The following is a 17,866-nucleotide window of genomic DNA, read 5'->3' as shown; positions in this document are numbered from 1 at the left end:
CCTTACTTCTGGTCGCCGACGGGTGCCGCCGGAGCATCGGCCTGGGCCTGGATCGCGGTGATCACGACAGTGTTGATGATGTCCTCGACGAGGGCGCCGCGGGAGAGGTCGTTGACCGGCTTGTTCAGGCCCTGCAGGATCGGGCCGATCGCGACGGCGCCGGCGGAGCGCTGCACCGCCTTGTACGTGTTGTTGCCGGTGTTGAGATCGGGGAACACGAACACGGTGGCACGACCCGCCACGGCGGAGTCCGGCAGCTTCGTCTTCGCGACGGACGCGTCCACAGCGGCGTCGTACTGGATCGGGCCCTCCACGTTCAGGTCCGGGTGGTTCTCGTGGACGATGCGGGTGGCTTCGCGCACCTTGTCCACATCGGCGCCGGACCCGGACGAACCGGTGGAGTAGGACAGCATCGCCACGCGAGGCTCCACCCCGAACTGCTGGGCGGTGGCGGCGGACTGGGCGGCGATGTCGGCGAGCTGCTCCGCCGACGGGTCCGGGTTGACGGCGCAGTCGCCGTAGACGAGGACCCTGTCCTCCAGTGCCATGAGGAATACGGAGGAGACGATCTTCGCGTCCGGGCGGGTCCGGATGATCTCGAAGGAGGGGCGGATGGTGTGCGCCGTGGAGTTCACGGACCCGGACACCATGCCGTCGGCGAGTCCCATGTGGACGAGCATCGTGCCGAAGTAGGAGACGTCCTGCACCTTCTCGCGGGCCTGGTCCACGGTGACGCCCTTGTGGGCGCGAAGCCGCGCGTACTCCTCGGCGAACCTCTCCACCAGCTCGGGGTCGGTGGGGGAGATGATGCGGGCTTCGGAGATGTCGTGGCCGAGCTGCGATGCGGTGGAGCGGATGGCGTTCTCGTCCCCGATGAGGATGAGGTTCGCGACTCCGCGGGCGAGGATCGCCTCAGCGGCGGCGAGGATGCGCGGCTCATCGCCTTCGGGCAGCACGATGGTCTTCTTCGCGCCGCGGGCGCGGGCGAACAGTTCGAACTGGAACATCATGGGGGTGACCACCTCGGACTTGGCGACGTCGATGACGCCGAGCAGCTCGTCCAGATCGAGGTTCTCCGACACGTTGCGCCGCGCCGCATCCAGCTTCTGCGGCGAGTTCGCCGTGAGGCGGCCGGATGCGCCGGCCACGCGGATCGCGGCATCGAACGTGGACAGTTCGGTGGAGAGGATCGGCAGGTCCTGCTGCACACCCTCGGTGAGGCGCTTGACCTCGTCGGGCAGGTCGTAGCCGCCGGTGAGGACGATGGAGGACAGCGACGGGAACGTGCCGGACTGCTGAGCGAGCAGCAGACCCGGCAGCAGGTCGTACCGGTCACCGGGGGCGATGACCGTGCAGTTCTCGGTGAGGCGGCGCAGCACGTTCGGCAGGCTCATCGCGGCGACCACGTTGCCGAGGCTGGGGCGGGACAGCCATTCGTGGGCGCCCTGGATCAGCTGGCCGTCGATCGCGTCGCGCAGACCGGCGACCGTCGGCGCCATGATGATGGGGCTCTCCGGCAGCGCCCCCACGGCGATGCCCTCCGGCACGCGGGCGCGCAGGGCGGTGCGGACGTCGGCGAGGCGGTCCTGGCTGCAGCGGTTCGCGATGACGGCGACGGGCTGCGCATGGTGGGAGTCGAACTCCTGGACCGACAGCGCCGCGACGGTCGCGACCTCCTCCGCGGTGCGGTCCAGCCCGGAGACCACGAGCACCACGGAGGCGCCGAGGTTCGCGGCGGCGGTGGCGTTGAACTGCAGCTCAACGGGGTTGGCGACCTCGTCGTAGTCGGAGCCGAGGATCACCAGGGTGGTGAAGCGCTCCTGCAGCTCCTGGGCGCGCTGCAGCACGCGGGACTGCGCGGCGGCGGGGTCGGAGAACACGAGGTCGTAGTCCACGCCGAGCGCGTCCTCGTAGGTCTGGTCCACGGCGGGATGGCCGGTCAGCAGCTCCACCGCGTGGTCGGGTTCGCTGCTCTTCTTGGAGACGGGGCGGAACACGCCCACGCTCTCCGAGGTGGGGATGAGGGCTTCGAGCAGACCGAGAGCGACGGACGACTTCCCGGTTCTGCCTTCGGGCGATGCAATGTAGACGCAGTGACTCACGGCATCCAGCATAGGCGGGGCCGCGCCGCCGCGAGCTGGGCGGAACGTCCCCTGCTGTGAGGTGGGCGGCGCTGCCCGGCGGTGCCGTGTGAGGGGCGGCTCAGGCCGGGCCGGGGGAGCGGCACGTCCCGGCGGCTCGGCAGTAGCATGGCTGGCATGCTCCGTGTCGCTCTTCGGCCCCGCTTCCTGGGGCTGCTCGCCCTGATGGTCGTTGCGACCATTGTGTGCGGCCTGCTGGCGAACTGGCAGTGGGACCGCGCGAACCGGGCCCGCGACACGTCCGAACAGGTGCAGGCGGCGGCACCCGTCGGCCTCGAGGAGGTCCTCCAGGACGGGGACGTGGTGACGAACGCCGACCAGGGGCGCCTCATCACCGTCACCGGCCGGTTCGACCCGCAGCGCGAAGTGATCGTCCCCAACCGCTTCCTCGACGGCGAGGACGCCGCCGTCATCGTCACCGACTTCGAGGTCACCGACGGTCCGCTCGCCGGCACGCACATCCCGATCGCGCGCGGCTGGATCCCGCAGGACAGCATCGACGGCACCGCCCCCGCCACCGGCGGTGAGGCCGGCTCGCACGTCGGCGACGGCGTCGGCGGGCAGGAGCAGGAGACCGGCGGAGACGCTGTCCCGCAGCCCATTGACCCGCGCACCCTCGACCCCGCCGCCGTTGACGTGACCCCTGCGCCGGAGGGCACCGTCACGTTCGTCGGCCGCCTGGAGGCGTCCGAAGCGGCGGCCGACGGGTTCGTGCGCGACGGGGTCCTCGCCGAGATCTCCACCCCGCTGCTGGTGAACGAGTGGGGCGGCCCCATGGCCGGCGGCTACCTCGCGGTGACCGACGAGGCCGCCGACCACAACCAGAAGGCCGGTGCTGCGCAGCCGAAGGATCTGCGCACCCTGCCGGCGGCCCGCAGCCAGTTCCGGGAGGGACTGGATCTGCAGAATGTGTCGTACATGCTGCAGTGGGTCGCGTTCGGTCTCTTCTTCCTCTACATCTGGTACCGCTCCGTGCGCACCCAGTACCTCGATGAGCGCGCCGCGCGCCGCGAGGAGCTGGAGGCGATGCTCGGCGGGACCGAGCCCACCACCCCTCGCCAAGAAAAGGACAATGCCGGTGACTGAACCCCGTCCGCTCGATGAGACCCAGGTCCGCACTTCGCTCGCGCGCTTCAAAGTGGCGTCGATCGTGGAGGGCGTCGCCCTGCTGATCCTCGTGGTCATCATGATCTTCCGCTACCTCGTGTTCGGCGGGGCTGACGCGAGCGCGTCGGATGTGCAGCTGTGGGAGTCGATCTCGAAGACCTGGAGCCCGATCCACGGCCTCATCTACATGCTGTACGTGGTGCTGTGCTTCGACCTGTGGCTGAAGATGCGCTGGCAGATCGGCCGGCTCCTGCTGCTCATGCTGTTCGGCGTGGTCCCGGTGCTGTCGTTCTTCGGTGAGAAGTGGACCAGCCAGAAGGTCGAGACGGAGCTGCGCGAACGCCCCACCCTCGGCGACAGTGAGCGCTCCGCGAAGCGATAGGATGAGTACCGTGAACCAGACAGACGCAGCACCCGCCAGCCAGACGGCTCAGAACCCCGTCCTCGTGCTCGACTTCGGGGCCCAGTACGCGCAGCTGATCGCGCGCCGGGTCCGCGAGGCGAACGTCTACTCCGAGGTCGTCCCCAACTCGATGCCCGCCCAGGAGATCCTCGCGAAGAACCCCCGCGCCCTGATCCTCTCCGGCGGCCCCTCCAGCGTGTACGCCGACGGCGCACCCCGGCTCGACCCCGCCATCCTCGAGGCCGGCATCCCCGTGCTGGGCCTCTGCTACGGCTTCCAGGCGATGGCCGATGCGCTCGGCGGCCGCGTCGCCGAGACCGGTGTCCGCGAATACGGCGCCACCCGCCTCACCAGCGTGGACGGCGACTCCGTGCTCCTCGCCGGCCAGGACCTCGACCAGAACGTGTGGATGAGCCACGGCGACTCCGTCCACGAAGCGCCCGACGGGTTCACCGTCATCGCTGAGTCCGCCGGCTCCCCGGTCGCCGCGTTCGAGGACGCGCAGCGCCGCCTGTTCGGTGTGCAGTGGCACCCCGAAGTGGGGCACAGCGACCGCGGGCAGGAGATCATCGAGAACTTCCTGGTGCGCGGCGCCGGCATCGAACCCGAATGGACCACCCGCAGCGTCATCGAGGAGCAGGTGGAGCTGATCCGCGAACAGATCGGTGACGGCTCCGCGATCTGCGGCCTGTCCGGCGGCGTCGACTCCGCCGTGGCGGCGGCCCTTGTGCAGCGCGCCATCGGTGAGCGCCTCACTTGCGTGTACGTGAACCACGGCCTGATGCGCAAGAACGAGTCCGAGGAGATCGAGAAGGCGTTCGGCGCCTCCACCGGCGGCGCGAAGCTCGTCATGGTGGATGCTGAGGAGCGCTTCCTGACCGCGCTCGCGGGCATCACCGACCCGGAGGAGAAGCGCAAGACCATCGGCCGCGAATTCATCCGCGTGTTCGAGCAGGCGCAGGAGGACATCCTCCGCGAGCAGGGCGTGGTGGCCGGCACCGGTGACGACGCCCACGCCGAAGCGAAGGCGTTCCTCGTGCAGGGCACCCTCTACCCGGATGTGGTGGAGTCCGGCGGCGGCGACGGCACCTCCAACATCAAGAGCCACCACAATGTGGGCGGCCTGCCCGATGACCTTCAGTTCGAGCTGGTGGAGCCGCTGCGCGCCCTGTTCAAGGACGAGGTCCGCGCCGTGGGCACGGAGCTGGGCCTGCCGGATGAGATCGTGCACCGCCAGCCGTTCCCGGGGCCGGGACTGGGGATCCGCATCATCGGCGAGGTCACGAAGGAGCGCCTGGACGTTCTCCGCGAGGCCGACGCGATCGTGCGCGCCGAACTCACCGCCGCCGGCCTGGACCGGTCCATCTGGCAGTGCCCCGTGGTGCTGCTGGCGGATGTCCGATCGGTGGGTGTGCAGGGTGATCACCGTACCTACGGCCACCCGGTGGTCCTGCGGCCCGTCACCAGTGAGGATGCGATGACGGCGGACTGGGCGAAGGTCCCGTACGACGTCCTGTCCCGCATCTCCAACCGCATCACCAATGAGGTCCGCGAGATCAACCGCGTCACCCTAGACATCACCAGCAAGCCGCCGGGCACCATCGAGTGGGAGTGAGTCGCTAACCCGACTCCGGTCCGGGCTTTCCCGGGGTCCGGCCCCGGTCCCGCTGGCCCGGCACCGCCAGCCCGGCCCCGGTTCCATGCGTTTCAGCGCTCTTGATTCCGATCGAGGGCGCTGAAACGCATTAACCGTGCCGCCGGCCCATTGTGCTGGCGCCGTTTGTCCACACCCCCAGCCGTCCCCACATCCGCGGAGCCCGTCGGCCGGCCGCCGGGGACCGGCGAGGCTGTGGACATGTCGATCCGCTCTGCCCCCGCTGCCGCCCACCCTCGCCCACCGCGTGTTCCACCGGTCCGATGCCGAGGCGCACGGCCTCGGCCCCCACCGGGTGAAGGCCGTGGACCTGCGGTCACTCGGATGCGGCTTCTATGCGCACCGCGACATCGAGGTCACCGAATCGATGCTCGCGAGTGCGGTGGTCGAGCACTACCCGGGAGCGGCGATCACGGGACCGACGGCGGCGCGCATTCACCGGTTGCCGCTGCCGCGGGAGCTGCAGACCTGGCAGGTCGGCCAGCCGATCCACCTGAACGCGCCGGCGGGCACGCGCCGGCGGGACAGCGGTCTCGTGTCATGGAGCCATCGCCGTGTGGACATCGGGACCGCGTTCGTGTCGGGCCGGGTGGTGCTGGCGTCCCGGGTGGACACGTGGCTGGATCCCTGTCCCATGCTTCCGCTGGATGCGCGGGTCGTCATTGCGGATCATCTGGTTCGGCATCCGCGGCGGGGACTGGAGCGTCGGGCGCTGCCGTATGCGTCCGTGGAGGATCTGCGTGCCGCAGTGGAGTCCCGAGTACGCCAGCATGGGATCGCCGCTGCGCGGTCGGCGCTGGCGTTGACGCGGGTCGGGTCGGACTCGCCCCAGGAGACGCGGTGCCGGCTCGGTTGCCACTTCGGCAGGCTGGATGAGCCGGAGCTGAACCCGGTCCTGAGAGGGGCAGGCGGCCGGTGGCTGTTCCAACCGGATTTTCTGTGGCGACACGCTCGGCTGCTCGTGGCGTACGACGGGCAGCCGCACTTCACCAGCGACCGTGCAGTCCATGATCAGGATCGGGCGCTGGACCTGCAGGCGCTCGGTTTCACGGTGCTGCGTCTGTTCCGAGATCACCTGCCTGCGCCGCGGTTGCATGCGTCCGACGACCAGGTCCGAGCGGCACTCGCGAACAGCCCGGCGGTGGCGCTGGTGCGACGCGCGCTCGAAGCGGCGTGACCGGCCCGTCAGGGGCCCGGCGCCGGGCGACCCCGGTTCCATGCGTTTCAGCGCACTCGTTCACGATCGAGCGCGCTGAAACGCATGCAACGCGGAAAGGGGGCCGCCGCCCTCAGCCCTGCGGCGCTGACACGGGATGGTGGTAGGTGAACTGCTGCGCGGTCGGGGTGTAGCCGAGCTTGCGGTACAGCTTGTCGGCGCCGGTGGGGGAGTCGGCATCGACCTGCAGCTCTGCGGTGGTGAACCCGGCGGCGCGGTACGTCTCCTGGAACACGGTCAGCAGGCTGGAAGCGGCGCCGAGGCCGCGCGCGTCCCCGCTGACCCCGAGGTATTCGGCGTGCGCCGTGGTCCCGTCGGCCGAGGACCCCGTGATGAGGGCGCCGACGATGCCGCGCTCCGGGTGCTCCGCAACGAAATCGAGGTCCCATGCGTGGCCGGCGAGCATCTCGACCCGCTCCTCGAACTCCTCGAACGTCTCCCGGTAGTAGTTGAAGTGATCGCGGAACGCGAGCTCGAGGACCCGGTGCAGCTCCTCCTTGTCCTCCTGCGACTCGACCGTGCGGATCACGAGGTCGCCCGAATCGGCGGTGTTCGTGGCGGCGTAGCGCGGGTCGTCCCGCTCGGACTCGGTGGTCGCAGCGGGGCTCAGCGGGATCTGCATGGTCAGCCAGGTGCGGACCTTCTCGAACCCCGCGCGCTCCAGTGCTGCCATGCGCACCGCGTGCTCAGCCTCGACCTCCGCCACCAGCATCGACTCGGCGAGGCCGCGCTCCGCGGAGATCTCCCCGGCGGTCTGCATCAGCCACTGCACCATGACGTCGGCGACCGCGTCGGCCGACGGGTGCGTCGGATCGATGGCCCACACCGCGTTGATGCGACCGGCCGCGCGGTCCTGCGCGATCGCCCAGCCGACGGGGTCCGGTCCCGCCTGGATCGACGCTTCGTCCGCGACCTCCGGGGCATCGCCGGCGTACACGAACATCGTGTGGTGGCGGGATTCGAACTTGTTGAGGCTCTCGGTGACGTCGATGGTGTGCGAGCCGGCGCTCAGTCGTGCGACGCGGGCGCAGGCCTCGCGGGCGGCGTCAGTGCCGGCGGTGTCAGGATCGATCGGTCGGACAGTGATGGCCGGTGCAGCGTTGGTCATGGTCTCCAGGGTACCGAGAAGGGTGCCCGGGCAGTCCGGGAGGGCGGTCGGCCGGGACCGAATTCGGGCAGCGGTGTCCGACGACCCGGTCGGTCCCCCGCGGCTCAGCCCGCTGCCACCACGGACCCCGTCGGCCCCGTTCCGGCGCCGCTGAGCTGGCGTCAGTTGTGGGTGCGCAGCGGCAGCTGCTTGACGAACAGCGACAGGATCAGTGCCAGCACCGCGAACGGGACGGCAGCCATGAACACGGAGTGCATTGCATCGCCCATGCCGGCCTGGATGGCCTCCACCAGCGGCGCCGGCATGTGGGACAGCGCCCCCGGGTCCAGCACGGCGTTGGATTCGCCGCCGGCGGGCACACCACCGGATGCGGCGAGCTTCTCCTTCAGCGGTGCGGGCAGCTCCGCGATCCGCTTCTGAATCGACGGTTCGGTGTTCGCGGCGAGGACGGAGCCGAGCACGGCGATGCCGACCGTGGATCCGACATTGCGGAAGAACTGCACCGACGAGGTCGCCACGCCGAGGTCCGTCTGCGCGACCGCGTTCTGCACCACCAGCATGTAGGTCTGCATCGACATGCCCAGTCCGATGCCGATCACGCTCATCGCGCCGGTCAGGGCCCACGAGGACGACTGGTGGTCCAGCAGGGTCAGCAGGATGTAGCCGACGAGCATGGTTGCCGCGCCGCCGATGAGGATCATCTTGTAGCGGCCGATCTTCGTGATCACGAGGCCCATCACGATGGAGGACAGCACGAGGGCGATGTTCAGCGGGATCAGGATCGCGCCGGACTCGGTCGCGGACACCCCGAGGGATGCCTGCGCGAACACGGGGATGTAGATGATGGCGCCGAACATGGCGACAGCGATCGCGAAGCTCGCCAGGATCGACACCGCCACCACCCGGTTCGCGAGGATCCTCAGCGGGATCAGCGGGGAGGGCACGCGCAGCTCGATGAGGACGAACACGATCAGCAGGGCCGCAGCCGCGGCGTACATGCCGAGGATGACGGGGCTGGTCCACGGATGCTGCGAGCCGCCCCAGGAGGTGGCGAGCAGGGCGAGTACGAGGCCTGGAATCAGGGTCGCCATGCCCCAGTAGTCGATGGGGGAGCGGTCACCGCGGTGGTCGAGGTGCATGTAGCGGATGATGAACCAGAGGGCGAGAGCGCCGAGTGGCAGCGTCATGTAGAACAGCCAGCGCCAGCCGAGGGCGTCGGTGATGACGCCGCCGAGCAGTGGGCCGGCGATGGAGGAGATGCCGAAGGTGGCGCCCATCAGGCCCTGGTACTTGCCGCGCTGGCGCGGCGGGATGATGTCGCCGATGATCGTCTGCGACAGCGGCATGAGGGTGCCCATGCCGATGCCCTGTACGGCGCGCGCGAAGACGAGGAACCAGAAGTTCTGGGATGCGCCGGCGAGGATCGAGCCCAGCAGGAACACTACGAGCCCGCCGATGTAGAAGGCGCGGCGGCCGAAGATGTCGGAGAACTTGCCGACGATCGGCACCGCGACCGCGCTCGCCAGCATGGCGGAGGTCGCGATCCACGAGTAGTGCTCCATGCCGTGCAGCTCAGCGACGATCCGGGGGAGGGCGGGGCCCACGATGGTCTGGGAGATCGACGCCACGAACATGCCGAGCATGAGGCCGGCGAAGATGAGCTTGCCGCTGCGGTCCAGGCCGGTGAACTCCACGGGCGCCGGGGCGTGTTCGATCTGTTCGGGGGTCAGCGCCGGCATGTCCGAGGTGGTGGTGCCGCTGATGGTGCCGCTCGCGCGGACGGCGCTGCCGGTGACGGCGCCCCTGTCCATAGGTGCGTTCATCGAAGTCCTTCTGTTAGGGGGGGGATCGGCGGAGGGTCTGAGTGAACGTGCGATCCGAACGCCTCCAACCCTACGGTTATTGCAGTCACTGCACAATTGCACTGTGTGCAGGCCTTGTGTGACACTGACCAAATGGACGCCCAGAACCCGTCGGCCGACGGATGCCGCCCCACCCCGAGCCTGCGGGAGCGGAAGAAGGAGCAGGCGCGCGCAGCGATGCACCGCGCCGCCCTTGAGCTCACCTGTGAGCACGGCAGCACCTGCATCACCGTGGAGCAGATCGCCGACCGGGCAGGGGTGTCCCCGCGCACCTTCTTCAACTACTGGCACACGAAGGAACAGGCGATCCTCGGGCACGACCCGCACCGCATCGCCCACCTCGGCACGCTGCTGCGGGAGCGCCCGGGCGACGAGGCTCCCGAGGACTCCATGATCGTGCTCAGCCGTGCGTATATCGACACGGCACCGAACGATCCGGAGCTGCAGGAGATGCGCCGCGCGGTGCTCAAGCGCGAGCCCGCGCTCGGTCATCTCTCCATGGATGCCGCCAATGAGGTCCAGTGGGAGCTGATCCAGATCATGCATGAGCGACTGCTGGAGCAGTCGCCTGACCTGGGTGATGACGAAGCGTGGCAGCGCTCGGCTCTGGTGGTGCTGCATGCGTTCGCTTCTATCCGGGCGGCGTTCGTGACCGCGATGCGGCAGAACGTGTCGGTCGCTGAGGCGCTGGAGTCGATCGAGGCGGTGCGCGCGGCCATCATTCAGGAGCGCGGCGCGCGCGCCTGAGGGGGCCGACGGGTCTTCGTCCTGCACCGGTGCCGCGCTGCGGCAGCGCCGCACCCAGTGGTGCGCAACAATTGTCTGGCCTCGACGCCGTGATACTCCCGTGATCTGATGTTCATCCGAGTGAGGCCCATTTGTTGCAGAAGCGTGACAATGTGTGAGCGGCCATAGTGTCCGGCGATGCCTCGAGCGGGTGCCCGCTATATGCCGTTATGTCCGTCCTGAGAGCGGTCTGATTGACTGCGTGCGACCATCTCGCCCGCTTCATGTTCGGATAACAATGAACCGAGAAAGTGTTCTCGCATCCTGAATGATTCCAGGTCGTGATCAGGAAGCGGTGTGTACATTCTTTTTCGGAAGCGCCGGTTGGTGCTGGGCCGCGGTGTCGCACCGATCGGCGCCGGGCCGCCACGATTACCGAGGGAAGGAATCCTCATGACTTTCAAGGGCAACATCAACGAACTGCAGAGCGCCGAGGTCGTCGACTCCACCGGCGACAAGCTGGGCAAGGTCGGCCAGCTGTACCTCACCGATGGTTCACAGGAGCCGTCGTGGGTGACCGTGAACCTGGGTCTCTTCGGCAGCAAGGAGACCTTCATTCCGCTGGCTGACGCCAAGTTCGACAACGGCGTCATCACCGTTCCCTACGAGAAGTCCTTCATCAAGGATGCTCCGAACGTGGAGGACGACGGCAAGATCGACCACAAGGAAGAGGAAGAGCTCTACCGCTACTACGGCGTCGCCGGTCACGGCGCTGCCGGCCAGGGCGGTCGCCGCGACAACGACCTCGATCGCGAAGCCGGTGTCGCCGGCGGCGCCGGCCATGATCGCCGCGACAACGACCTCGACCGCGAAGCCGGTGTCGACGGCGGCGTCGGCCACGACCGCCGCGATGCTGCTGACCAGGACCGTCGCGATGTCGCTGACCGCGACCGCACCGACGTCGACGACGCCGACGGTGTCACCCTGCACGCCGAGCGCGCTGAGGTCGGCACCGAGCGCAAGGAGACCGGCCAGGCACGCCTGCGCAAGTACGTGGTCGAGGAGACCGAGCAGGTCGAAGTCCCGGTTCGTCGCGAAGAGGTCGTCCTCGAGCGCGAGCCCGGCAGCGGCAAGACCGGCGGCACCATCGGCGGCGGCACCGACGAGGATATCACCGTGACCCTCCACGAGGAGCGCCCGGTCGTCTCCAAGGAGACCGTGGAGACCGAAAAGGTCCGCCTCGGCACCAAGACCGTTGAGGACACCGAGACCGTCAGCACCACCGTTGCTCACGAAGAGGTCGACCTCGAGACCGGCGAGCAGCGCGGCGACGTCACGGGCGACAAGCGCGACATCTGATGGCACTGACGCGCCCCTGAGCGCACATGAAGAAGCGCCCCACCGGACGGGAAGTCCGGTGGGGCGCTTCGTGTGGTCGGGGAATCACCAGTTGCCGGGCGTCATGACCTGTCTCTGCGGATTGGCGGTGACAGTGGCGGACCAGCCGTTGGTCGTTGTGAACGTGCCGGTGTGTGCGACCCACCAGGTGACCGAGTTTCCGGGGCAGTAGCGGTTGCTGGGGCTGAAGTGCACGCGCAGACTGGTGGTCGCCCAACTGGGAACCCGCTGGCCCCTGGTTGCGGTCACCGTCTTCTGCGTGGCGGTGCCGCGCCAGGAGAAGGTGAAGGCGCTGTAGCGGCGCCCGTCTGACAGGGTCACGGTCCTCAGGTCGGTGAGTCGCCAGTAGGGGGCGTCCCGGGAATCGATGGTCACCCCGTAGTTCCGGGCGGAGGTGTTCACCATGCCGAGCGGGTAGTACAGGATAGTGGTCACGTTCGTTGCGGTGGCGTCCACGGTGGGGGAGAGGTCGGTGGTCTCCGTGCCGTCGATGACCATTCTCCGGTTGAATACGGAGAAGCCGTACGCGGCCGTGTTCTCGTTGTTGACCATGTTGGAGTATCGCAGCTGGGTGGCACAGCAATTGCCGTAGTTGTCCCAGGTGTAGCTGTACATGCTCGACCAGGAGGTGGACAGGTCGTACCTGGGCTGGGCGCCGCTTTTGGCATATGCCGGCGCGGCAGTCGCGACGGCGACGACGGGGCTGGCCCACGCCGCACCTCGCATGAGTGCCCGGCGGCGGATTCGTGGCTCAGTGGTCGGGGGTGTGGACATGGTGCCTCCTGGCGGGAATGGTGGTGCGGTGCAACGCCCTCACCATATTCACCGACCGACCGGAAAAGAAGGTTACCCGCCTTGGTGGTCGGGCGCTCGGTGGTCAGCAGAGCGGAACCCCAGGTCAGAGGGGTAGGACGATCGCATGAAGGTTTTGAGTTCGGTCGAAGGAGACTCCCGTGGGCTCCAGGCGCGAGGAGGGCCCGCACTGCCTCAGCAGCACGGGCCCTCTGTTGCGGGGAGTCCGTCGGACTCGCCCCACCGCAGCCGGCGGGACGGTCACACGATCACTTGCGCCCCTGGTTCGCCACCGCTTCGGCGGCCTTGCGGGCGGCTTCGGCGTCGAGGTACTCGCCGCCGCGGACCGTCGGCCGGAAGTCCTCATCCAGCGTGTACACCAGCGGCTGGCCGGTGGGGATGTTGAGGCCGGCGATGTCCTCATCGGAGATGTCGTCCAGGTACTTCACGAGGGCGCGCAGGGAGTTGCCGTGCGCGGCGACCAGCACGGTCTTCCCGTCGGCGAGGTCCGGCTTGATGCTGGACTCCCAATACGGCAGGAAGCGGTCGATGACCTGCTTGAGCGCCTCCGCGTGAGGCATCTCGTCACCGAGGCCCTGGTAGCGGGGGTCGTTGTCCTGCGCGAACTCGCTGTCCGCTTCGATGTTCGGCGGGGGAGTGTCGAAGGAGCGGCGCCATGCCATGAACTGCTCCTCGCCGTACTTCTCCAGCGTCTCCGCCTTGTCCAGGCCCTGCAGGGCGCCGTAGTGGCGCTCGTTGAGGCGCCAGTCGCGCTTCACGGGGATCCAGTGGCGGTCGGCCTCATTGAGCGCCAGGTTCGCGGTGGAGATGGCGCGGCGCAGCAGGGAGGTGTGCACAACGTCCGGGAGCAGGCCGGCCTCCTTGATGAGGCGGCCGCCGTTGACGGCCTCCTTCTCACCCTGGGCGGTGAGGGGGACGTCCACCCAACCGGTGAACAGGTTCTTCTCGTTCCAGTCGCTCTGGCCGTGGCGGAGCAGAATCAATGTGTGGGTCATGCCCCGCAGTCTACCGGCGCACCCTCAAGCCTCCACGAGGATCGTCACCGGTCCGTCGTTCACCAGGGACACCTGCATATGTGCCCCGAACTCGCCCTCCGCCACGGTGAGGCCCCGGGAGCGAAGCTCCTCGACCACCCGCGCCACCAGCGGCTCGGCGACCGGGCCGGGCGCCGCCTGGTTCCACGACGGCCGGCGGCCCTTGCGGACGTCCGCGTACAGGGTGAACTGTGAGACCACCAGGATCGGGGCGTCCAGATCGGTCGCGGACTTCTCACCGGAGAGGATCCGCAGCTCCGCGATCTTCCGGGCAATGGTCTGCACCTGCTCCTCGCCGTCGTCATGGGTGACGCCGAGCAGGACCAGCAGGCCTTCGGAGTCGATCCGGGAGTGGTCGCGGCGCTCTCCGGTGTCGTCGTCGAGCACGGCGACGGACGCGGAGCTCACTCGCTGCAGAACTGCGCGCATCGGTGGTCCTTCCTCAGCCCTGGCGGTGCTGGTCGAACGTGGTGGGGTTCGGCAGGTGGGACGGCTGTGGCACCCGTCGGCGGTTCCACGGCGCCCTGACCGGCGTCGGCGGGGACAGTGTGGGGCGCCGCCACAGAGAGTGCTCGTCCTGTTCGTCGGCGCGGTTGGCGGTGGCCGCGAGGTGGATCTCCATCGCGCTGGGCTGGGGGACCGGCGCCATCGGGATTGTGGGGTCGTGGTGGAAGTCCGCGGCCGACGGGCCCTGCCCGTCCGCCGATTCCTGCACGCCCTCGTCCATCGCCTGCCGGGTGTCGGTGGTCGGCGCACCGGAGGACAGCACCTCCGATTCGAGCTCCGCGGGTGGTTCGACCGGTGGGACGGCGGTGGAGGGGTCGATGATGAGACCTCCCGGCATGGGGCCGGTGTAGCGGCGGCCCTGTTCGGAGACCTCCACCCAGGTCTCCGCCACGCGCACCATCGCTTCGGTGGCGACCTCCCAGTCGCGCTCCTGCTGGCGGTGCGGGCCGGTGGCCAGCGACAGCACCACGCCGGCGGCGCGCAGCGCCAACTCCTGCGGGTCCACGCGGCGCGCGAACACCGGATACCACTGGCGGATCACCCCGGCGACGCGCTCGTGCACGTCCAGCGGGATGCGCTTGAGGTTCGCGTAGTCGGCGAGCACGGAGATGTGGGCGAACATGCAGGCGAGGTCGTCCGCGCGGCGGCCGGGGCCGATGGTGTCGATGTCCAGGACGCCGACCACGCGGCCGCGGTCCACGAACACCTGCGCTTCGTAGAAGTCGCCGTGGACCACATCGGTGGGCTGCTGCCCGATGCGGGACTCAACGCGCGCCAGGCCCGTGGTGATGCGGTGCACGAGCACGTCGAGGCGGTCCTGCAGCTGCGGCATCGAGCTGGCGACCACACCGGCGTAGAAGCCGGCGGACTCGGTCCAGGCCGGGCGGTGGGTGCCGGCGAACATGTGCGAGGGGAACCGGTCGAGCAGGGCGATGAGGTCCTCCGCAGAGCAGGCCTCGGGGCCGTCCTCCACGAGGGCCTGCGCGAGGACGGTGCCGGGCAGTTCGGCGAGGACCACGAGACCGGAGCGGTGGGCGAGGACCTGCGGGACCGGGACGCCGGCGCGCAGCAGCTCGTTGTGCTGGGCGACCACTTCGCCGGAGGTGTGCGGCTGCATCACCTTGAGGTACACGGTGCGGTCCGCGAGCGCGGCCTTGAGGACTGCGCGGCGGCCGGGCCGGTAGGAGACGACCTCCACGGGGATGGGGGTGCCCGGGGCGTAACCGGTGGGGATGCCGAGGTCGATGAGGGTGCGGTGCAGTACGTCGGGGTAGCAGACGTGCTGGAGGGCGGGCAGCCACGGGTCGTTCGGGTAGCGCCAGACGCGGACGTTCATGTCGCCGTCGGTCATGACGAGGGACTGCTCGGGGCTGAGGACGTTCTTCTCCGCTTCGCCGATGTGGGCGGCGACGCCGAACAGTTCGTCGCGGGGTTCGGCGTCGGGGCCGTCGAGCTTCGGCCAGCGCACGCGGGTGCGGAACAGGGCCTTGGTGGAGCGGGAGGGTCGGTGGTCCACCTGGTCGAGGGACCAGGAGTCGAGGATGCCGCCGGCGTTGGTGACGGCCGCCTCCAGAACGCTGCCGGCCTGGGGACTCGTCAGCAGTTCCGAACCGTCCAGAGAGAGAACCATGGGGGCTATTCTGGCAGGCTTTCATCCGTGCCGCCTACGATGGCGGGCATGAGCTCTGACAATGACCTGAAGCTGTCCGCGCCGAAGCCGGAGCTGGGCGGCAATCTGCTCGGCCCCGAGCCCACGCTGCTGCCCGAGGACGGCCCCGATGAGGCCGTGTCACAGGCGTTCGGTGAGGGCCGTGACCTGCGCGCCATCGCCGCGGAGCATCCGACCTCGTCGCTCGCGTGGGCGATGCTGGCCGATGAGTCCATGCTCGATGGTGACGTGGTCGCCGCCTACGCCTTCGCCCGTGTGGGCTACCACCGTGGGCTGGATGCGCTGCGCCGCGCTGGGTGGCGGGGGCAGGGCCCGGTGCCGGCGGACCATGCCCCGAACCGCGGGTTCCTGCAGTGCCTGGTGATCCTCGGCCGCGCCGCCGAGATGATCGGTGAGGACGATGAAGTGGCCCGCATCAACGACTTCATCCGTGACTGCGACCCGAGCCTGGTGGCTCCTGCGGAGGGCGGCTGCTGCGGCGGCGCCTGCTGCTCCTGACCGCTGCCTGCGCGGCGTCCCTGCCGCCTGACCCTGTGCCGACGGCCGTTCACCCTGTGGGGTGGGCGGCCGTTCGTCGTCCCGGCGGGCCGACGGATGCCGGGCCATGATGGTTGCGTTCCTATCTAGATAGGTTTCATACTGAGTGGGTGAACCAATCCGTCCGCCCCTCGAAGCGGGCAGCAGAGCCCGCAGCTCCCGCAGCCCCTGCCGCACCGGGCGCCGCGGCGCCCCCCGTGGTCCCGCAGGCCTGGGCGCGCGCCGTCATGCCCACCGCGATCCTCGCGTGCCTCACCGCCGAGGACCTCCACGGGTACGCCCTCGCGCTGCGGCTGGACGAGCGGGGTCTCGGCAAGCCGAAGGGCGGTTCGCTCTACCCCGTCCTCGCCCGCCTGGAGGCCGACGGGTGCATCACCGCCACCTGGGTCGACGGCGACGCCGGCCCCGGCCGCAAGCAGTACGCCATCACCGCGGCAGGCCGCGACCGGCTCGCCGATGAGCGCGCCGCCTGGACCGCGGTCCGATCCGCCATCGCCCCGCACAGCACAGGGCAGGACAGCGATCAGCACGAAGGAGAGGACTCATGAGCACCAGTGGCGACGACCGCAGCCCCGAGGGCGCCGGGTGGGCCGCACGCGCCGAATTCGCCCTCGTCATGCGCCACGAAGCGGACGCTGATGCCGCTGACGCGGCGATTCAGCGAGCCCTGCGCGACATCGACGGCTCCGGCCAGAGCGCTGACGACGCCCTCGGCGATCCCGACGAGTGGGCGGACGCCCAAGCAGCGCAGTGGCGGGAGGACGCCGCCCCCGTGTTCGAAACCGGCCCCACCGTGGACCTGCGCACCTTCCTCATCGGCGTCCCCGCCGGTGCGACCGTGCTGTCCGTCCTCTTCTTCGTGGTGGAGCTGATCCAGGACGGACTGCGCATGCAGCACTCCCTGATGTCGGTGCTGTTCCCCCTCCTGCTGTCCGTGCTCATGCTCATCCTCATCGCCGTGTACGAACGGATCGAAGCGAGGGCCGGGATGCTGATCGCGGGCGCGGTCTGCGTGGTGCTGGGCCTCGCAGGCGCGAGTCTCATCGCCCTGGCCGCCGCGTTCGGCAACATCGGCTTCGGTGAGGCCTCCACTTTCTGGGGCCTGGCGCTGGTCGCCGGATACGCCCTGCTCACCGCGGTGGTCTCCGCCGTTGTGCTCACCCTCATCCCTGCGCCGGAGAGCCGATCCGCGGCAGCGGCGCCCGTCGGCCCCCTCAGCGATGCCGATTGGGAGAAGCGCTTCCTCGCCGCTGCCCGCCGGCGCCGCTCCGTGCGGGAGGCGCAGCGCACGCAGGCGCTCGCGGAGGCCCGCACCCACGTTGCCGAGACCGGGGCATCGATGCAGGAGGAGTTCGGCAGCCCGGAGGGCTACGCGCAGCGTCTGATCGAAGAGCCCGGCCTCGCGAAGCGGCGCACATCCCTGATCCGGTTCATCGCGCTGCTCGGCATCGGCGGGGTCCTCATCTCCACGGCGTTCAGCGACGGTTCCCCGTCGGTGGGGGAGTGGGTCTTCATCGGACTGTGGGTGCTGCTGGTGGTGCTGGGCGTCGGGGAGCAGATCCGTCACCGTCGGGAGGCTCGTGAGGGAAAGGACAAGGGAGCGACCGGTAGACTGCAGGAGTGAGCGGGGCTCGCAGCACAGTGCCGGTGCACGTGCAGCGGTCGGCCCCGCCGTTTCGTGTGTGCGTTAG

At 69.3% G+C, this 17,866-nt stretch carries 16 protein-coding genes; 9 read left to right on the top strand and 7 right to left on the bottom strand.

Annotation, left to right across the window (positions count from 1 at the left end):
• Positions 1-2: 2 nt before the first annotated feature.
• Positions 3-2,114, bottom strand: a complete 2,112-nt coding sequence (gene pta / locus FHX50_RS06700) for a phosphate acetyltransferase (protein WP_183375850.1) — start codon at positions 2,112-2,114, stop codon at positions 3-5.
• Between the two features lie 144 nt (positions 2,115-2,258).
• Between pta and FHX50_RS06695 the strand changes: the two genes are divergently transcribed.
• From FHX50_RS06695 to FHX50_RS12355, 4 genes are all read left to right on the top strand, one after another.
• Positions 2,259-3,227 (top strand): SURF1 family protein, encoded by a 969-nt coding sequence (locus FHX50_RS06695; protein WP_183375848.1) that lies wholly within the window; start codon positions 2,259-2,261, stop codon positions 3,225-3,227.
• On the top strand, positions 3,214-3,630 hold the full coding sequence (locus FHX50_RS06690; RefSeq protein WP_183375846.1) for a DUF3817 domain-containing protein: 417 nt from the start codon (positions 3,214-3,216) through the stop codon (positions 3,628-3,630). Before FHX50_RS06695 ends, FHX50_RS06690 begins: the two co-directional genes overlap by 14 nt.
• Before the next feature lies 1 nt (position 3,631).
• On the top strand, positions 3,632-5,266 hold the full coding sequence (guaA, locus tag FHX50_RS06685; RefSeq protein ID WP_183375844.1) for a glutamine-hydrolyzing GMP synthase: 1,635 nt from the start codon (positions 3,632-3,634) through the stop codon (positions 5,264-5,266).
• A gap of 286 nt (positions 5,267-5,552) precedes the next feature.
• Positions 5,553-6,482, top strand: a complete 930-nt coding sequence (locus FHX50_RS12355; protein WP_183375842.1) for a DUF559 domain-containing protein — start codon at positions 5,553-5,555, stop codon at positions 6,480-6,482.
• A 112-nt stretch (positions 6,483-6,594) separates the two neighbouring features.
• On the opposite strand, the gene FHX50_RS06675 is transcribed toward FHX50_RS12355, so the two are convergent.
• The gene (locus FHX50_RS06675) at positions 6,595-7,629 is read right to left on the bottom strand and encodes a GNAT family N-acetyltransferase (RefSeq protein WP_183375840.1); all 1,035 of its coding nucleotides are present in this window, start codon (positions 7,627-7,629) and stop codon (positions 6,595-6,597) included.
• Between the two features lie 161 nt (positions 7,630-7,790).
• A complete protein-coding gene (locus FHX50_RS06670; RefSeq protein ID WP_246370828.1) occupies positions 7,791-9,452 on the bottom strand; it encodes an MDR family MFS transporter in 1,662 nt (553 codons plus the stop codon).
• A gap of 132 nt (positions 9,453-9,584) precedes the next feature.
• Between FHX50_RS06670 and FHX50_RS06665 the strand changes: the two genes are divergently transcribed.
• Entirely contained in the window at positions 9,585-10,238 is a 654-nt protein-coding gene (locus FHX50_RS06665; RefSeq protein WP_183375838.1) for a TetR/AcrR family transcriptional regulator, read from the top strand.
• A 432-nt stretch (positions 10,239-10,670) separates the two neighbouring features.
• On the top strand, positions 10,671-11,576 hold the full coding sequence (locus tag FHX50_RS06660; RefSeq protein WP_183375837.1) for a DUF2382 domain-containing protein: 906 nt from the start codon (positions 10,671-10,673) through the stop codon (positions 11,574-11,576).
• 84 nt (positions 11,577-11,660) lie between these two features.
• Here FHX50_RS06660 and FHX50_RS06655 read toward each other — a convergent pair whose 3' ends face one another.
• From FHX50_RS06655 to FHX50_RS06640, 4 genes are all read right to left on the bottom strand, one after another.
• A complete protein-coding gene (locus tag FHX50_RS06655; protein ID WP_183375836.1) occupies positions 11,661-12,389 on the bottom strand; it encodes a hypothetical protein in 729 nt (242 codons plus the stop codon).
• Positions 12,390-12,676: 287 nt separating this feature from the next.
• The gene (locus FHX50_RS06650) at positions 12,677-13,423 is read right to left on the bottom strand and encodes a phosphoglyceromutase (RefSeq protein WP_183375835.1); all 747 of its coding nucleotides are present in this window, start codon (positions 13,421-13,423) and stop codon (positions 12,677-12,679) included.
• A 24-nt stretch (positions 13,424-13,447) separates the two neighbouring features.
• Positions 13,448-13,891 (bottom strand): D-aminoacyl-tRNA deacylase, encoded by a 444-nt coding sequence (gene dtd, locus FHX50_RS06645; RefSeq protein ID WP_183375834.1) that lies wholly within the window; start codon positions 13,889-13,891, stop codon positions 13,448-13,450.
• A 13-nt stretch (positions 13,892-13,904) separates the two neighbouring features.
• The gene (locus FHX50_RS06640) at positions 13,905-15,599 is read right to left on the bottom strand and encodes a phosphotransferase (protein ID WP_183375833.1); all 1,695 of its coding nucleotides are present in this window, start codon (positions 15,597-15,599) and stop codon (positions 13,905-13,907) included.
• A gap of 48 nt (positions 15,600-15,647) precedes the next feature.
• Here FHX50_RS06640 and FHX50_RS06635 point away from each other — a divergent pair, with 48 nt between their 5' ends.
• The 3 genes from FHX50_RS06635 to FHX50_RS06625 all read left to right on the top strand — a co-directional run bounded on the left by FHX50_RS06635 (position 15,648) and on the right by FHX50_RS06625 (position 17,799).
• Positions 15,648-16,136, top strand: coding sequence for a DUF3151 domain-containing protein (locus FHX50_RS06635; protein WP_183375832.1), 489 nt, complete (start codon positions 15,648-15,650; stop codon positions 16,134-16,136).
• 149 nt (positions 16,137-16,285) lie between these two features.
• Positions 16,286-16,723, top strand: a complete 438-nt coding sequence (locus FHX50_RS06630; RefSeq protein WP_343064054.1) for a PadR family transcriptional regulator — start codon at positions 16,286-16,288, stop codon at positions 16,721-16,723.
• On the top strand, positions 16,720-17,799 hold the full coding sequence (locus FHX50_RS06625) for a hypothetical protein (protein ID WP_183375831.1): 1,080 nt from the start codon (positions 16,720-16,722) through the stop codon (positions 17,797-17,799). Before FHX50_RS06630 ends, FHX50_RS06625 begins: the two co-directional genes overlap by 4 nt.
• The last annotated feature ends 67 nt before the right edge of the window (positions 17,800-17,866 follow it).

Source organism: Helcobacillus massiliensis (genome assembly GCF_014191425.1).
In the GTDB taxonomy this organism is placed as follows: Bacteria; Actinomycetota; Actinomycetes; order Actinomycetales; family Dermabacteraceae; genus Helcobacillus; species Helcobacillus massiliensis.
Note: the sequence above shows the minus strand (reverse complement) of the source record. Positions and strands in the feature narration are given on the sequence as shown.

Bases quoted from the DNA above. Each gene is read 5' to 3' on its own strand.
- pta (WP_183375850.1), bottom strand. From the start codon at position 2,114: ATGCTGGATGCCGTGAGTCACTGCGTCTACATTGCATCGCCCGAAGGC.
- FHX50_RS06695 (WP_183375848.1), top strand. From the start codon at position 2,259: ATGCTCCGTGTCGCTCTTCGGCCCCGCTTCCTGGGGCTGCTCGCCCTG.
- FHX50_RS06690 (WP_183375846.1), top strand. From the start codon at position 3,214: ATGCCGGTGACTGAACCCCGTCCGCTCGATGAGACCCAGGTCCGCACT.
- guaA (WP_183375844.1), top strand. From the start codon at position 3,632: ATGAGTACCGTGAACCAGACAGACGCAGCACCCGCCAGCCAGACGGCT.
- FHX50_RS06675 (WP_183375840.1), bottom strand. From the start codon at position 7,629: ATGACCAACGCTGCACCGGCCATCACTGTCCGACCGATCGATCCTGAC.
- FHX50_RS06670 (WP_246370828.1), bottom strand. From the start codon at position 9,452: ATGAACGCACCTATGGACAGGGGCGCCGTCACCGGCAGCGCCGTCCGC.
- FHX50_RS06665 (WP_183375838.1), top strand. From the start codon at position 9,585: ATGGACGCCCAGAACCCGTCGGCCGACGGATGCCGCCCCACCCCGAGC.
- FHX50_RS06660 (WP_183375837.1), top strand. From the start codon at position 10,671: ATGACTTTCAAGGGCAACATCAACGAACTGCAGAGCGCCGAGGTCGTC.
- FHX50_RS06655 (WP_183375836.1), bottom strand. From the start codon at position 12,389: ATGTCCACACCCCCGACCACTGAGCCACGAATCCGCCGCCGGGCACTC.
- FHX50_RS06650 (WP_183375835.1), bottom strand. From the start codon at position 13,423: ATGACCCACACATTGATTCTGCTCCGCCACGGCCAGAGCGACTGGAAC.
- dtd (WP_183375834.1), bottom strand. From the start codon at position 13,891: ATGCGCGCAGTTCTGCAGCGAGTGAGCTCCGCGTCCGTCGCCGTGCTC.
- FHX50_RS06640 (WP_183375833.1), bottom strand. From the start codon at position 15,599: ATGGTTCTCTCTCTGGACGGTTCGGAACTGCTGACGAGTCCCCAGGCC.
- FHX50_RS06635 (WP_183375832.1), top strand. From the start codon at position 15,648: ATGAGCTCTGACAATGACCTGAAGCTGTCCGCGCCGAAGCCGGAGCTG.
- FHX50_RS06625 (WP_183375831.1), top strand. From the start codon at position 16,720: ATGAGCACCAGTGGCGACGACCGCAGCCCCGAGGGCGCCGGGTGGGCC.